This is a genomic window from Nocardia sp. NPDC051030, assembly GCF_040683015.1.
In the GTDB taxonomy this organism is placed as follows: domain Bacteria; phylum Actinomycetota; class Actinomycetes; order Mycobacteriales; family Mycobacteriaceae; genus Nocardia.
The window spans coordinates 566,720-581,333 of record NZ_JBFBCD010000003.1 but is presented as its reverse complement, the minus strand read 5'-3'; the positions used below and the strand labels follow the sequence as shown (position 1 = coordinate 581,333).

The following is a 14,614-nucleotide window of genomic DNA, read 5'->3' as shown; positions in this document are numbered from 1 at the left end:
CGTGGCATACGACTCGGCGGCAACCAAGGAACGCATCCTCACGGCGGCGGCGACAGAATTCGCCACCCACGGCGTCGCCGGTGCCCGCGTGGACCGCATCGCCGCCGCGGCCAAGGCCAACAAGCGCGCCATCTACGACTACTTCGGCGATAAGAAGGCGCTTTTCGCGGCGGTGCTGGAGAAGCTGATGGCCGAACTCGCCGAAGCCGTCCCGCCCAGCGCCGGTGCCGATCTCGGCACCTACGCCGCCGCGCTGTTCGACTACCACCGCGCCCACCCCGAAGCCTTGCGGCTATTGCTGTGGGAGGCACTCGAATTGGGCGATGAGCCCGTGCCCGACGAACACGCGCGAACCCAGCACTACCTGGACAAGGTCACCGCCACGGAAGCCGCCATGACCCCCGGCAACGACGACCCGCAGGCCCTACTGTTCTTCACACTGGGCCTGGTCGGGTGGAGCCTGGCCATGCCGCAACTGCGACGCATGGTCCTCGGCAACGACTACACGCTCGACCGACTCCGCACCGCCGTCTCCTCGGCCGCCCAAACCCTCGCCACCGCACCCCCCTCCCCCAACTGATCCAGGACCGGGCGATCAACCAATGTGACAACAGGTTTCGATGCGGCGACGCTCGGTACAGTGTCGCCATGGCGGGAGCGGGTGAGCCTCAGAGCGGGGGCGAAGGCAGTTCGGCGCGGGTCGTGTTCACCGCACGCTTGTCGGAACTGTGGGCGACGGCAGGGAACCCGACGCTGCAACGCGTGGCGGAGGCGACCGCCATTCGTATGCGGTCGGCTTCGGTGCCCGCGCGTAATCGCCCCGCCTCGCTACAGCGCATCAGTGATTGGCGATCGGGGCGTGCGCTGCCGTCCAGGTTCGAATCGTTCGAGCCGGTGCTGCTGACCTTGATCGGGTTGGCGCAGGCCACCTCCGAGGATGTTCGCCCGGATCTGACCAATCGCCTTGTCTGGAAGCGGCTTTGGCGAGCAGCGCAGGAGAGCGCCTCCGTGCCGGACAAGCGCGCGGTCCCGCCGCTCCGCCATCGTGATGCCCCGCCGCGCCCCCGGGTGCGGACCGCACTGCGACGCGATATCGACACGTTCATCGGCCGCGATGCCGATGTGCGGCGGATTCTCGATGCCGCCGGTACGAGCCGGATACTGGCCGTGCACACCATCGACGGCATGGCCGGTGTCGGCAAGACCGCGCTGGTGACCCGCGCCGCACATCAACTGTCCGAACGGTTTCCGGACGGCCACTTCTTCGTCGACCTGAACGCGCACACGCCCGGGCAATCCCCCGCCGAACCCAGTGAAGTGCTGGCTCGATTGCTGACCGACCTCGGCATCCACCCGGGCCAACTGCCCGATACCTTGGAAGGCCGCCGCAATCTCTGGCGCGATCGCACCGCCGACCAGCGGGTGCTCCTGGTGCTGGACGATGCCCATGACCACACCCAGATCGAACCGCTCCTGCCCGTGGGCGGCGGCTGCCTGACGCTCATTACGAGCCGGAGGCGCTTGATCGCGCTCGACGGCGCGCTGCCGCTGTCGCTCGATGTGCTCGATCCCGATACCGCGGCGGACATGTTCTGCGCTCTGGCACACCGTGTTCCGGCCGACGCCGATCGCGCCGCGGTGGCCGAGATCGTTCGATTGTGCGGCTACCTTCCGCTGGCGATCGTGCTGCTGGCCGGTCGGCTCGCGCATCACCGTGCCTGGACGATCGCGGGTCTGGCCGCCGAATTCGCCTCGGCGCAAGACCGTCTCGGGGAACTCGACGCCGGGCAGCGTGCCGTGCGCGCCGCCTTCACCACGTCCTACAACGCACTCCCCGACGACCTGCGCCGACTGTTCCGCCGTCTCGGACTGCACCCGGGACCCGATCTCGACGTCTATGCCGCCGCGGCACTGGCCGACGTCCCGGTGGCAACGGCTCGCCGCGCTCTCGACGCGCTGTACACCGATCACCTGATCGATGAGATCGCCCCCGGTCGCTACCGCTTCCACGACCTGGTCCGGGAATTCGCGAGCACCCTCGCCTGCACCGATCCCGCCACTGAGACGTCCGCCGCTCTCGACAGACTCCTGGACTACTACCAATATGCCGCGCATCTCGCGGGCGGTGCCGACTCGCGCCGATCGGAGCCTGCCAGGCAGGCGACATCCATTGCGGCACCGGACTTTCCGAACCATGCCTCCGCGCTGTCCTGGATTCAACTGGAACGGCCGAATCTGCGCGCATCCCTGGAGCATGCCGCAGCGCACGATCAGCTACTCCGGGTGATCGCGCTGATCAATGCGCTCGCGGCCGAGGTGCGGCTGGCCGGTAATGGGTCATTCGCCATCGCTGTGCACGAACGTGGTTCGGTCCCCGGCGGGTCCGGCAATGACCGGCTCGCCCGCGCCTACGCGATCAAGGATTTCGGAGCCACGTCGCTGGTGAGCGATGACTACGCGTGGGCCGCCGAGCGTCTGGAGCGGGTGCTCGCCTCGCACACCCACTTCGAGGACCCCGCCATCGAAGCCGCCGCGCTCCGCACGCTGGCGCGGGCGCGATATCTGGCCGGTCACAACCCGCCCGCCATTGACGCATTGCACAGGGCGAGAAAGATTTACCACGCCCTCGACCGGCCCACCGAAGAAGCAGCGGTGCTCAGCGCACTGGGCTGGGTGGCGTATCTCATCGACGAGTACCGGGAATCGGCCGGTCTGCTGCGACAGGCACTGGCCATGCAGCGCGATCTCGGCGCCGCCTCCGGCGAGGCCTCCACACTCGTCAAACTCGGGTGGCTGACCTACCTCACCGAGGATCCGCAGCCCGCATTCGATCTCTTGGCGCGGGCGGTCGAGATCTACCGGGAGATCGGCCACCGCTCCGGCGAGGCATCGGCCCTCAGCGTGCTGGCCTGGGTTCATGTCCTCGAGCGCGACTTCACGCCCGCGTTCGCGATGGCCGACCGCATGCTGGACTGCTACCGCGAAATGGGCATCCGGTCCGGAGAAGCCTTCGGCCTCATCAACATAGGCTTCGCGCACCACGAACTCGGCGACCTCCCTGCCGCGATCGAGACCCTCCGGCAAGCGCGAGAGATCTACCGGGACATGGGCAACCTGCCTGGAGAGGCGTCCGCGCTCAATATTTTGGGCAAGGCCCTGTGCGCCGTGGGCGACACCGGGCACGCCGCCGAAGTTCTGCGCCAGGCACTCGAGATCTTCCGGCACATCGGGCATCGGGCGGGCGAGGCCCAGTCTCTCGAACTGATCGCGGCCTTGCCCACGGACCGATTTGCGGGGTTCGAACATGGGATGTATCAATGACTTCCGAGGTCAGGGCGCGATCCTCACATTGGCTTCGGTTCCCTTGTTACTGTGCAGTGTGCCCGACAGCGCCGACATGGAGTGTCCCAGCGTGAGTGTGGGTGGGCCATGTCGGAGGGGCTGATTCGCCCGGAGTGCGGGCGACGGGGATCCGCGACCGGTGGCCGGTCGGCGGGAATTTCGGATAGGAGATGGTTATGGGCGTCAGTTTGTCCAAGGGCGGGAATGTTTCGCTGACCAAGGCGGCCCCGGGGCTGACCGCGGTGGCCGTCGGGCTGGGGTGGGATCTGCGCACCACCACGGGCACCGACTTCGACCTCGATGCCAGTGCGATCGGTCTGGGGGCCGACAAGCGCGTGGTGTCCGATGGTCACTTCGTGTTCTTCAACAACCTGAAGTCGCCGGAGGGCGCCATCGAGCACGCCGGTGACAACCGCACCGGTGAGGGCGAGGGCGATGACGAGGTCATCAATGTCGACCTCGCGAACACCCCACCGACCATCGACTCCATCGTGTTCCCGGTGTCGATCTACGACGCGGATACGCGCGCACAGAGTTTCGGCCAGGTCCGCAATGCCTACATTCGCGTCGTCGACCGCGCCAATGGCACCGAACTGGCCCGCTACGATCTGTCCGAGGACGCCTCGACCGAGACGGCCATGATCTTCGGCGAGCTGTACCGCAATGGGGCCGAGTGGAAGTTCCGCGCCACCGGCCAGGGTTACGCCTCCGGCCTGAGCGGCATCGCCCGGGACTTCGGCGTCAGCATCTGAGCAGGTCCGAGGTTGGTGGCGCCGGACCGGTTCCACCACACTCGGATACGTCCGTCCGTACGATGCGACGTACTGTCACTGAATCTCGAGGGGACGTGCGGTGCGGGCAGGGGAATCGGGCGGGGATCGGCGCGCCATCGCGATCGTCGGAGGTATTCGCGCGTGCGGTCCGGAGGATCAGCCGGAGTGGACTATTGAGGACGGCGCGAAGGCCGCGGGCGAGATCGGCGCGGCGCTGAATCTGGCCGGGTATGACCTGCTGGTCTATTCCAGCGCACCGGAATACGTCGAACGCGAGGTGGTGGCCGGGTATCTGTCGGCCGGATCGGTGCGGGCCCTGTCGATTCACATCCGGCCACCGCTCGGCCTGGCAGCCCGGAGCGATAACCCGCACCGCCGTCGACCGTCGCAACGACTGGTCCCGCGCGGCAATCCTCGGCATGTCCGCAGGCGCAATCGCCGTATTACTCTTCGTCTCAGCCCAATTGGCCACGTCCGCAGACCTGCTGTCCGCCCCCGACGTCCGAAGACTCCTATTCTTCGTCCTCTCGGTCGGCTTCATAGCGGGCTACACCTTCGACGCCGTCTACGCCAAAATCCGCCAGCAGCAGGTGGTCGACACCGCAAGCCTGCGCTCGATCGTGCCCACCGACAGCACCGATCAAGAGGCCCTCTGAATTCGATTCAGCGCGAGCGGCATCAGTCGACCGTCAGTGGAATTCCCAGTAGGCACGGGGCAGGAACCCGCTCATGAAGTACTCGGCGGGGCCGACCACGCAGAGCTCGGCGGAGGCGGCGGTCAGGTTCTTCGAGGGCTTATCCGCGAGGGTTACCGCGACGGCGAAACCTGAGCCGGGCGTGCATTCGGCGGTTCCCGTGGACAGAGCCGAGGCGGCGGGTAGCCAGTTGCGGTAGGGGCTGTCCGGTGTCATGACGATTCGGGTGTGGACTCGGGTGTTCGGGCCATCGGGGGTGACTGCGACCGATTGTTCCGAATCCGGTCCCGACCAGCTTTGGCCATCAATGACCCCGGTGCGGGAATTGGTGGACCGCAAGAGGTTCACGTCCAGGACGTAGGCGCTGATCTGTAGGTTGTTCGTCCCGCCGCCGACGGATCCGATGCGGTCGAAGCACAATCGCCCGACCGTCGTGGAATCGGGCTGGACTACTTGTGTGCGAGGGAAGGGCGTCCCGGCTTCGGGTGTGCAGTCCACGGTGTTGGGCCCATGGGGGAAGGCGCTTCCTCCGTCTGCTCGGATGGCCGCGAAGAATTGCAGTGCGCTGGTATCGGCCGGGCGATCGGTGGTATTGCGGACGGACACGGTGACCGCGTAGCCCTGCGGGGATTCTGCCGTTCCTCGCAGGGTGTAGTCGGACAGTGTCAGCGCCCACGGACCGACGTCGCCGGTGTCACCGGAAGCCAAGGGCGTGAACAACTCGACCGGATCTCGTTCGTCCGACGCGGAGGAATGCATGACGGCGGCGGTGACACCCGAGCCTATGAGAGCGCCGAGGACCGCTGCGACGACCACACCGATGATCATGCGTGAGCCGATGCCCCGTTTCGGGACCGGTCCCTCGGACATGACGTCCCCTTCTCATGGTCGGTCTGCTCAGTCCCGGTAGACGACATCAAAATCCAAGTGCAATGCGATGAGCTTAGCAAATTCTAGGCAATCTTCCGAGGTACCGTCCGGTACCGGACGGCAATGAAGGACAGTGCCCTCGGCGCGGGTTCCCCTCATCGACCCGCCAGCAGTGTTCGGGTGTACTCATCGAGACTGCGAGCGGCCTCCGGGTCGAAGGGGCGGCCGCGCACGGGGATCGGGCGACCCTCCACGTAGGCGCTCAACGGTGTCGACGGTGGAGAATCGATCAGCTCGATGATCGGCTCCGCGGCAACGGGAATCGGTTTGCCATACCGGCGCAGTCCCTCCACCATGACCAGCGTGCCCGGATCGTATTCCCCGGCTTGGCTGGTCGCGGTGACACCCGGGTGGACCAGAACGTACCGGGTTCGGCCCTGCGGATACCGTTCGGCGAAGGAGACTCCGAGCAGATCGTTGAGCTTGCCACCCTGACCCAAGGCCGCGCCGCCGGAGTAATGCCGGGTGAACTGCAGGTCCTTCCAGTTCGCCGCGGACAGATCGGATCCGGGGCCGGCGACATTGACGATCACCGGACTGTCGGCCCGCTCCAAGGACTCCCGCAGGTCGTGGCCGAACAGGAAGCGGCTCAGGTAGAAGTGCGCGAAGGTCGCCTCGATACCCTCGGCGGTCTCGGTGCGGAATGAGCGATAGAAGCGAGCACACAGTACGACCGCATCGATCACGGGGTAGGCACCGCGCAACTCGTCGATGACTTCACGGTTTCGCGAGAGCAGGTCCAGATCGGCCTCGATGAAATGCGACCGCTCGCCGCCGGATTCCTGGAATTTCTTGCCCGCCACCGTATTCCTGCCGATCACCACGACTCGGTCGCCGCGCCTGACATAGGTGTCGGCGAGGTAGCGGCCGATGCCCGCGGTTCCGCCGGTGATGACGATGGTCTTCATCGGACCTCCTGCACGACCGGAGCCGGTACGTCCGTCGCGGGCTCGGCAGCCGACGGCTCTTGTGCCGCAGCGGGTCTGTCGTCGAATGTTGTTGACAGCGAGTGATTCTCCCTGATCATAGAGGCACATTTTGAACTCACTGGTTCAATGTAGCGACCCCACTGGTAACGAACCATAGTGAACAGAAAACTGAAACAGCTGGTTCAGATTCTCGACTCGAATTGTTAGCATCGCTTCGTGACTGGAAGCACCGGCCCGCGCGGTCGCATCGATAAGCGACAGGCAATCCTCGACGCGGCGTTCACGGTATTCGCCCGGCGCGGCTACGCGCAGACGTGCGTACAGGAGATCGCCGAGGTGGCGGGTGCCGCCAAACCCACTGTCTACAACCATTTCCAGGACAAGGAGGCGCTGTTCCTCGAGGCAATGGCGGCTGCGGGCGAGACGGTGATGGCCCGCAATCTGGCCATAGTCGACGATATCCATTCGCCCAAGGGCGATCTCGGCCCGCTCCTCGAACGCATTGCCCATCAATTGGCTCAATCCTGTTGCGAGGAACGCTCCCGCGCACTACGCGCCCTGACCTACGCCGAGGTCAACCACTTCCCCAACCTGCTGGAAACCGTCTACGGGCGCACCGCGAATCGCCTCGCCGAGGCCCTGGCCGGCAAGCTCGCCCAGCTGTCTCTCGCGGGTCGGCTGCGCACCTGCGATCCTGCCGCGGCCTCCGAGCAGTTCCTGGCCTTGCTGACCGCACCCATGGAGACCCGCTCTCGCCTGGGCACCCGCAAGGTCCCCGCCGCCGAAGCGAAGGCGGTGGCCAAGACCGCCGTGGACACCTTCCTGCGCGCCTACGGCACGACCACGACCAATCGAAAAGCCGCATAGCTCTGGCCATCCTGGCCGCCTTCGTCCGACTCCTGGTGGTACCACACCACGGTGCGGCTCAGTCGCGGTAGACGATATCGAAATCCAGGTGTAGCGCGGTTATTCGGCCGTCTGCGGCCCGGGTGGCCAGTAGGGAATAGAAGCCGTCTCCCCAACCGGATTCGCAGAACACGATGTTCTGGTGATCGGGCGCGAAGGGGACGGTTTTTCGGATGCGTCAAAGACGAGCGCGTAGCGTCTCGACGCCATCGCCGGAGAGATCCTCGAGTGCCGCGCCCCGTCCGGCGATGGCCATAACGATCGATGCGAGCGGACCAGTGACTTCCCGCCCGCGCCCCGAGGACCACTCAACATCGCCCGCTCGCAGCGCGAGCCCCGCACACCGTTGCTTACTGTGCAGGAAAACACCAGTCCTACAACACGTATCAGCCACCACAACAAGGCTTTCCGACGACGCCTCAATGCCCCGCCCAAGCGGCCAGGCGATGTCATACCCGTGGACAACAACCTCCGCCAGCGCATACGGCAACTCGGCCGACGGAAACCCCAGCCGATCCGCCGTAGCCCGATACTCCCCCACCACTTCCCCCCGACTACGCCCCCTCCACCGAGTCACCCAGCGCTCATTACGAACCGCCAATCTGAATCCCGCCGTGACCCATTCCCGAGCCAGCACAAGCGGTGTGGCCACATGCGACTGCACACAATGCGCCACAACATCCCCCACACTCCAGTCCTCACACAGCGATGCCCGCCCCCACTCCGCATCATCGAGCGACTCGACAAGACCACCGAGCACTCCCCGCTGCACTCGAACCAGTTCCCGCACGTCCCCCACACCGGACCCAGACATGGCCACCCTCCTCGCAGCAGGGAACTTCCAGTGTTGCACCTCCACACCAGCGGACCGCCGCCGCGACAGATCGTGGACACCTATTCCGTGGACGTTCCGACTGGATCGACGGCGTACACGTCTGGGACCACAAAACTTCGATGAACGCATACCCGTTCGCCGATTCGCTCCGCAGCTACCCGCAATGGCGAGCTTCGTCGGAAGGCGTTCCGCGCTACAAGTACCCCTGCCTCCTCAGTAGCTCCAAAGCTCAGCTGGTCAGCTCAGCGAGGGCGGCCGCTACATACAGGTCGTCAACGCTGTGCAAGGCGGAAACAGCGGGCGGTAGCAATCCCGAGGCGCGGCATGCCCCAAGCAGCCGGACGTGCACTCCCCAGGTCAGCACGGGCGGTTCGGAGAGCAGCGGCAGCAAGGGTTCGATGTGATCGCCCAGCAGCGTTACCGCCTCGGCGCGGATGCTCTCCCGAAGATCGGTGCGCGCCAACTCGATCAGCTGGTCGTCGAGTTCGCCGGGTGGCGTGTGGGCGGCGCAGGTGGCCAGCGCCTCGTACCCGGCGGTGCCTGCGACCTCGCCGGAGGCGACCAAATCCCATGTGAGCGTGGCGATCTCCTGCGACGGTGGCACGAATCGCAGGCTATAGACCGCGGATTTGCGGACGCCCAGTTCGGGATCATGAGCCAGCGCAAGCAGCGCATCCACCTCATGCCAGCTCGACAACGCCGGGCAGCACAGCCCCCGGACCTGCGGGTCCGGATGGCCGGACAGGAGCGCGGCCAACCCGGGACGGTCGGCGGCAGGAACACCACCCCAGTTGTCGCTACGGCCGCGGTTATAGCCGTGCAGTGCAGCCAGTTTGGCCGCCCACGGGCCGTCGGGATCGGACAACACGGCGTGTATCTCCGCAGCGGACAGCAGGGATGGCCCTGGCAAACGCGGCCCCGACGGTCCCGACTGCCCCGACTGCCCCGACTGCCCCGACTGCGGCACGGTACCGACTTCCGGCGCGCCGAGCAGGTCGGCGACCGGTGTAAGCCATCCCCCGATTCGTGACTGCTGATCCTCGAAATCTCCGCGCACATCGGCCACGGAAATTCGAGCTGCCGCAGCTCGCTCGTCGTCACCCTCGGCGATCTCGTGCAGCAGTCGTAGTGTGGCCCGGCTGTGGTAGTAACGCAGCGAATCGATTGCGGCACAAGCGACATCGGCGTCTTCGTCGGTGGCGGCACGGTGCAAGGCCGGTTCGGCGGCGACCGGTTCGTCCCAGCCCAGCTGATAGGCGACGGTCCGCCGCACCGCCGGGTCGGAGTGCCCGAGGCCTGCGATCTTGTACTGCTGCCAGTGTGGTTCCTCGAAGCCGATCCCGATTCCGATCAGTGCGTGCCGGTGCAGCGGGTGTTGCGGGTCGCGCGCAACCGGTTCGAGGAGATCAGCCTCGGCGCGAAGGGCCTGCCGCAGCACGCACGCCCGGACCAGATCATCCCCGGTATCCCACCACCCGCGCAGATCGCCACCCTCCGGGCACATCGACGAGCCCTCCAACACCTGCAACGCTGCGAGTCGCACCTCACCCGGACGCTCACGATCAAGCCCTATCTCGGCCAGCGGCCGCACCGCGCGCGGGTCCCCGAGTTGTGCGAGCGCATAAACGATCCGCTCCCGCTCCACCCCTCCAACAGCGACATCAACCAATCCCCGAATCAACTCGACCGTCGCCGACCGATCCTGCTCCTCGGTAATCCGCTCCAATTCCTCCGCCATCATCACCAGCCCATCCTTACCGACCGGCCCACCCCGGAGCCAGCGAGAATCGCGCAGCTGAGCATGCAATGGTGCAGGGGTCCACTCGGCCGATGCCTGCACCATTACATGTTGATCTTCCGGCAGCAGCTACCCGCTCAGCCAAACCAGTGTTCACTGGTGCTGGCCCCTTCTCGGCGAATGCCTGCACCAATGAACACTGGTTGAATCTGATGGCCATCACCGCCGACTGGACCTGCCGAGCTTCCCGGAAAGTTGTCCGCGGCTCGGTCATCCGCCCAGGCGGTTTCCACGCCGTCGTGGGCCAACCCGGTTGGGGATGCTGTCGCGGGGTTGGGCGGCGGCGTGGCGGCCTGGCTTTCATCGAGGGGGACATGAGCCGGGGTTTTGTCCGTTTACCCCTGCCTCATGTCCCCCTGAACGTGTTCCACCTGAGGCGCGCAGCGACGAGGACCTCCGGCCGGTTTCCACGGCTGCTCGTTGGGGGTTGTTGGTCCCGGAACGGGACCACAGCCATCCAGCCAGGCTGGGACGAGAGAGGGCGGCTCTCAGCTGGGGAGCCAACGTCGGGTACGTCCGGCGACGCAACCACGCAATATCCGTACTGCCGTGCGCTTTGGGCACGAGCGATCCGAGTCGTGTCCCTGACCGGTGCGGTAAGTAAAAGCGATGGCCGAAGGCCGAGCCGTGCAGGTAGCTGAACCATTTGCCATGCCATCTCGATTAGCGGGCGGGATCTGCTGCGGTGCAGAACATCCGGTGCTCATGCTCTGGCGCGGATACGGTTATCGGATGGAACGAGATGTGCGCCGACGGCATGCCTCGTCGTTCGGTACGGCAGCCGGGGTTTATGCCGAGCATCGTCCGGATTATGCGACGGCTGCGGTGCATTGGGCGCTGGAGTCCGCGCCTGGCTCGCGGGTGCTGGATCTCGGGGCCGGGACGGGCAAGCTGACTGGAACGTTGGTCACGCTGGGTGCCGACGTCATTGCGGTCGAACCCGACTCGGCGATGGTGAGCGAGTTGCGCCGGGCGCTGCCGGGTGTCCGTGCTCTGGCAGGTAGTGCTGAGGAGATACCGCTGCCGGATGGGTCCGTCGATGCGGTGCTGGCTGGAAATGCCTTGCATTGGTTCGATATGGCTGTCGCGGGAGGGGAGATCGCCAGAGTTCTTGCGCCGGGAGGGATCCTGGCTGGTTTGTGGAATGTGATGGATGACCGGGTCGACTGGGTTGCCGGGCTGGAGCGGGTCGGTGGAAGCGCGGCTATCGGGCCACGTGACACGCTGAGCAGCTGGCGGGGTGCGACGGCAGGCTTGCACCTCCCCGGTGGGGACGTGGTCGCTCGCTTCGGTTCGGCTGAGCAGGCTGAGTTCCCGCATGGCCAGCGGCGCACTGCCGACTCCCTTGTCGAGACGCTTGGGACGCGTGCGGGGGTGCTGGTCATGCCGGAGCGGGAACAGCTGGCCACGCTCGGACGGGTGCGCGCCTTCCTCGCGAGCAGACCCGAGACCGCCAGCGGAAACTTCACGCTCCCGCTGCTGACCGGCGTACTGCGCACTCACCGGCTGTGAGATCCGGGGAAACTCATTCGGCGGGAAAGCTTTCCGGCAATGGGTTGCCGGGTCGGGCCGGGTTGAGCCAGGCGCGGGCGGCGGCGGTGAAGGCGGTTATACCGTGGCTGATGGTGGGGTCGGCGAGTGGGGCGAAGTATGGGGAATGGTTCATGGGGATGTCGCGGTCGGTGGTGCCATTCTGTTGTGCGGCTGCGAATTTCGCGGGGTCCGCACCGCCGAAGAACCAGAAGGACAGGGGAGCACCGGAGGCTTCGGCGAGGATGCCGACGTCCTCGCTGGCAGGGAAGGCCGGGATTTCCTGGACCTGGTCGGTGCCGAGCGCAGCTCGTAGGGCGGCGCGTGTCTTGTCCAGGGCCACAGCGTCATTGACGGTGACGGGCAGTCGCGTCACTGGTTCGATGGTCGGTTCGCGGTCCGCGCCCGCTGCCGCAGCCTCCGCGTGCACGATGCGGCGCACCGCGTCGAGGATCTTTGCGCGCAACTCGGGTGAGTAAGTCCGGATGCTGAGGCCGAGTTGGGCCTCCTCGGCGATGATGTTCTCCTTGGTGCCCGCGTGCAGTGTGCCCACGGTGATGACAGCCTGGTCGGTGGCGCCGATCTCGCGGGAGATTATGGTTTGCAGGCGCATTACGGTGGCGGCGGCCATGACAATCGGATCGATTGCCGCTTCGGGGCGTGAGCCGTGTCCGCCGCGGCCGTGGAGGGTGATCAGCAAGCTGTCGTTGGCGGAGAGGATCGCCCCGGCGCGGGTTGCCACAGTGCCCACCGGGATCGGCAGGACATGTTGCCCCAGTACAATTTCCGGTTTTCCGAAGCGTTCGAACAGTCCGTCGTCGACCATTGCTCGAGCGCCGCGGCCGGTCTCCTCGGCAGGCTGGAAGACACCCAGCACGGTGCCGGACCACTCGTCGCGGTTGGCCGCCAGCGCATCGAGTGTGCCGAGCAGGCAGGTGACGTGCATGTCATGGCCGCAGGCGTGCATGATCGGCTGGCCGCTGCCCGAATCGATGGCGGTCGAGGCGTAGGGCAGTCCCGTCTGTTCGCGGACCGGGAGTGCGTCCATATCCGCGCGCAGCAGGACGAGTGGGCCGGGGCCATTGGTCAGGCGGGCGACTACACCTGTCCCGCCGATGCCCTCGGTCACCTCGTAACCGAGGGCCTTCGCGCGCCGAGCGACAATCGCCGCCGTGCGGTGCTCGGCGAAGGACAGCTCGGGATGTGCGTGCAGGTCGCGGTAGAGCTCCGCGAGATCGGAGGTGACGCTCATTCCCCGATGGTAAGGACGATCGGCGACGGACCGGTCCGGTTCAGCCGAGTTCCTCGACGGTCCGCGACAGGGAGAGTTTGCCGTGTCCGGCATCGACCTGCTTGTCGATCACGGCCTGCAAGGGGGCGAGCAGGTCCGGCGCGAGCCCCGCATCGATGGTCGCGCGAAGGATCGCATCGACCGCTGCCTTATGCAGATCAATGTTCTGCATGTCCGTGCGGTAGTCGCCCGACTCGATCGCCGCTCCTTGCGCCGCAAGCGATTTCGACATGGTCGCAACCAGCGAGGCGGCCCGCTCGCCGTACTCCCCCACCGAAATACCGGCGGATCGAGCCAACGCGGCCCCGTGGAAGAACCCGCCGAACATCCCATACATCGCCGACAGCAATGCGAAATCGTAAGCCGACGCGACCCCGGCGTCCGCACCGAAATACTCTGCGCTACCCAGGAGTTCGAACATCCCACGGTTCTCGTCGAACACCGCGCGCGAGCCGCTGTACAGCACCGAGGCCGCAGGCCCGCCGATCAGCTGCGGCGGCACCATGATCCCGCCATCAAGCAGTTCGATACCGTATCGCCCTGCCCAGGAAGCCAATTCGCGAGCCTCCTCGGGAGTCGTGCTGGTCAGATTGATCACCCGACGACCCGACAAATCCCGCACGACCCCCTCGAGCGCCGCATGCACCGACGCATGATCGAGCAGCACAACGATCACCACCGGACTGGCCTCCACAGCCTCGGCAATATCAGCCACGGCGTGCGCACCCGCCGCAATCAACTCACCGTCCCTCCCCGGCGTCCGATTCCACACCGTCACCTCCCGCCCACCCGCCAGGAACGCGGCAGCCACAGCCCTCCCCATACTCCCCAACCCCAATACCGTCACCGACGTCCGCACCTGACCCGCCACGAAACCCACCTCCAGAAACTCGAAACCCTTTCCCCTCCACCTCATCCATCCCCCGCCCCCCGGACAAGTACCTACCCCAAGGTCAGTTGATTACCCACAGGTAAGCGACCACGTAGCGTGCAGCGACACCCAATCCCCGTTCACTTATAGCGAAACCTTTGCTGCCGCACCGCACTACATTCCCGCGCATCAGCCAATACCTCGTCGACTCCGGCGAAATGTCGACCAGTTCGTTTCTTTCGAATTCTGACGCGCACGCAAGCCGAGCGATGACGAGTCGAGCGACTGGGATATCGAAGGGTTTCTGCTCGGCATGTCTTGCGGTGTGTGCGGCCGCGACCTGCGCACGATAAGCGCATGACCAGTACCGACGAGGGCCGCGACGGTCGGCCAGGCGCAGTGACCGTGTGGTGGAAGCGTGTCGGCTGGAAGTTCTGGGCGCTACAGCTCATTGGCGTATTCGGATGGGTGGCGTTCGGGGCAGGTGTTCACACCCTGGGGTCTGTCCGCGGCAACCGCGGGATGCGTCGCCAGCATCGGCCTCGGCCTATGGCACTTTCGCCGATACCAGCAGCATCCACCACAACACGGCAGGCACAGCGCAATCCGCTGAATCCGCCGTGCAGGTCAATTGTCGTCCAGCCAGGATCGTCAGAAGACGTTCCACGAAAAATCGACATTAATCCAGTAGCGGCCAAATTCATGGACCAACCG

13 protein-coding genes are annotated in these 14,614 nt (G+C 65.9%); 6 read left to right on the top strand and 7 right to left on the bottom strand.

The genetic code is table 11. The features are described from left to right. The first annotated feature begins 1 nt into the window (after position 1). The 4 genes from AB0N05_RS12000 (at position 2) to AB0N05_RS11985 (ending at position 4,771) form a co-directional block, all read left to right on the top strand. Complete coding sequence (locus AB0N05_RS12000) at positions 2–580, top strand: TetR family transcriptional regulator (RefSeq protein ID WP_364691298.1); 579 nt, start codon at positions 2–4, stop codon at positions 578–580. 68 nt (positions 581–648) lie between these two features. After that, positions 649–3,321: a tetratricopeptide repeat protein gene (locus tag AB0N05_RS11995; protein ID WP_364691295.1), complete on the top strand. Its 2,673-nt coding sequence runs from the start codon at positions 649–651 to the stop codon at positions 3,319–3,321. A gap of 197 nt (positions 3,322–3,518) precedes the next feature. Beyond that, entirely contained in the window at positions 3,519–4,094 is a 576-nt protein-coding gene (locus tag AB0N05_RS11990) for a TerD family protein (protein ID WP_364691292.1), read from the top strand. A gap of 440 nt (positions 4,095–4,534) precedes the next feature. After that, a complete protein-coding gene (locus AB0N05_RS11985; protein WP_364691289.1) occupies positions 4,535–4,771 on the top strand; it encodes a hypothetical protein in 237 nt (78 codons plus the stop codon). A 33-nt stretch (positions 4,772–4,804) separates the two neighbouring features. Here the strand turns inward: AB0N05_RS11985 and AB0N05_RS11980 are convergent, their stop codons facing one another. Together AB0N05_RS11980 and AB0N05_RS11975 are read right to left on the bottom strand one after the other, a co-directional pair. Continuing rightward, entirely contained in the window at positions 4,805–5,680 is an 876-nt protein-coding gene (locus AB0N05_RS11980) for a hypothetical protein (protein ID WP_364691286.1), read from the bottom strand. Positions 5,681–5,835: 155 nt separating this feature from the next. Next, the gene (locus tag AB0N05_RS11975) at positions 5,836–6,648 is read right to left on the bottom strand and encodes an SDR family NAD(P)-dependent oxidoreductase (RefSeq protein WP_364691283.1); all 813 of its coding nucleotides are present in this window, start codon (positions 6,646–6,648) and stop codon (positions 5,836–5,838) included. A 237-nt stretch (positions 6,649–6,885) separates the two neighbouring features. Between AB0N05_RS11975 and AB0N05_RS11970 the strand changes: the two genes are divergently transcribed. Next, entirely contained in the window at positions 6,886–7,536 is a 651-nt protein-coding gene (locus tag AB0N05_RS11970; protein WP_364691280.1) for a TetR/AcrR family transcriptional regulator, read from the top strand. A 58-nt stretch (positions 7,537–7,594) separates the two neighbouring features. Here the strand turns inward: AB0N05_RS11970 and AB0N05_RS11965 are convergent, their stop codons facing one another. The 3 genes from AB0N05_RS11965 to AB0N05_RS11955 all read right to left on the bottom strand — a co-directional run bounded on the left by AB0N05_RS11965 (position 7,595) and on the right by AB0N05_RS11955 (position 10,151). Then, on the bottom strand, positions 7,595–7,711 hold the full coding sequence (locus AB0N05_RS11965; RefSeq protein ID WP_364692314.1) for a hypothetical protein: 117 nt from the start codon (positions 7,709–7,711) through the stop codon (positions 7,595–7,597). Between the two features lie 42 nt (positions 7,712–7,753). After that, positions 7,754–8,389, bottom strand: a complete 636-nt coding sequence (locus AB0N05_RS11960) for a maleylpyruvate isomerase family mycothiol-dependent enzyme (protein WP_364691277.1) — start codon at positions 8,387–8,389, stop codon at positions 7,754–7,756. Positions 8,390–8,639: 250 nt separating this feature from the next. Beyond that, entirely contained in the window at positions 8,640–10,151 is a 1,512-nt protein-coding gene (locus AB0N05_RS11955; RefSeq protein WP_364692311.1) for a HEAT repeat domain-containing protein, read from the bottom strand. 789 nt (positions 10,152–10,940) lie between these two features. On the opposite strand from AB0N05_RS11955, the gene AB0N05_RS11950 reads away from it, so the two are divergent. Further along, a complete protein-coding gene (locus AB0N05_RS11950) occupies positions 10,941–11,720 on the top strand; it encodes a class I SAM-dependent methyltransferase (RefSeq protein ID WP_364691274.1) in 780 nt (259 codons plus the stop codon). Positions 11,721–11,733: 13 nt separating this feature from the next. On the opposite strand, the gene AB0N05_RS11945 is transcribed toward AB0N05_RS11950, so the two are convergent. Continuing rightward, the gene (locus AB0N05_RS11945; protein ID WP_364691271.1) at positions 11,734–12,990 is read right to left on the bottom strand and encodes an amidohydrolase; all 1,257 of its coding nucleotides are present in this window, start codon (positions 12,988–12,990) and stop codon (positions 11,734–11,736) included. A gap of 40 nt (positions 12,991–13,030) precedes the next feature. After that, positions 13,031–13,945 carry an NAD(P)-binding domain-containing protein gene (locus AB0N05_RS11940; protein WP_364691268.1) on the bottom strand — a complete coding sequence of 305 codons (915 nt, stop codon included), beginning with the start codon at positions 13,943–13,945 and terminating at the stop codon, positions 13,031–13,033. Positions 13,946–14,614 lie beyond the last annotated feature (669 nt).

Bases quoted from the DNA above. Each gene is read 5' to 3' on its own strand.
- AB0N05_RS11995 (WP_364691295.1), top strand. From the start codon at position 649: ATGGCGGGAGCGGGTGAGCCTCAGAGCGGGGGCGAAGGCAGTTCGGCG.
- AB0N05_RS11990 (WP_364691292.1), top strand. From the start codon at position 3,519: ATGGGCGTCAGTTTGTCCAAGGGCGGGAATGTTTCGCTGACCAAGGCG.
- AB0N05_RS11985 (WP_364691289.1), top strand. From the start codon at position 4,535: ATGTCCGCAGGCGCAATCGCCGTATTACTCTTCGTCTCAGCCCAATTG.
- AB0N05_RS11980 (WP_364691286.1), bottom strand. From the start codon at position 5,680: ATGTCCGAGGGACCGGTCCCGAAACGGGGCATCGGCTCACGCATGATC.
- AB0N05_RS11975 (WP_364691283.1), bottom strand. From the start codon at position 6,648: ATGAAGACCATCGTCATCACCGGCGGAACCGCGGGCATCGGCCGCTAC.
- AB0N05_RS11960 (WP_364691277.1), bottom strand. From the start codon at position 8,389: ATGTCTGGGTCCGGTGTGGGGGACGTGCGGGAACTGGTTCGAGTGCAG.
- AB0N05_RS11955 (WP_364692311.1), bottom strand. From the start codon at position 10,151: ATGATGGCGGAGGAATTGGAGCGGATTACCGAGGAGCAGGATCGGTCG.
- AB0N05_RS11950 (WP_364691274.1), top strand. From the start codon at position 10,941: ATGGAACGAGATGTGCGCCGACGGCATGCCTCGTCGTTCGGTACGGCA.
- AB0N05_RS11945 (WP_364691271.1), bottom strand. From the start codon at position 12,990: ATGAGCGTCACCTCCGATCTCGCGGAGCTCTACCGCGACCTGCACGCA.
- AB0N05_RS11940 (WP_364691268.1), bottom strand. From the start codon at position 13,945: ATGAGGTGGAGGGGAAAGGGTTTCGAGTTTCTGGAGGTGGGTTTCGTG.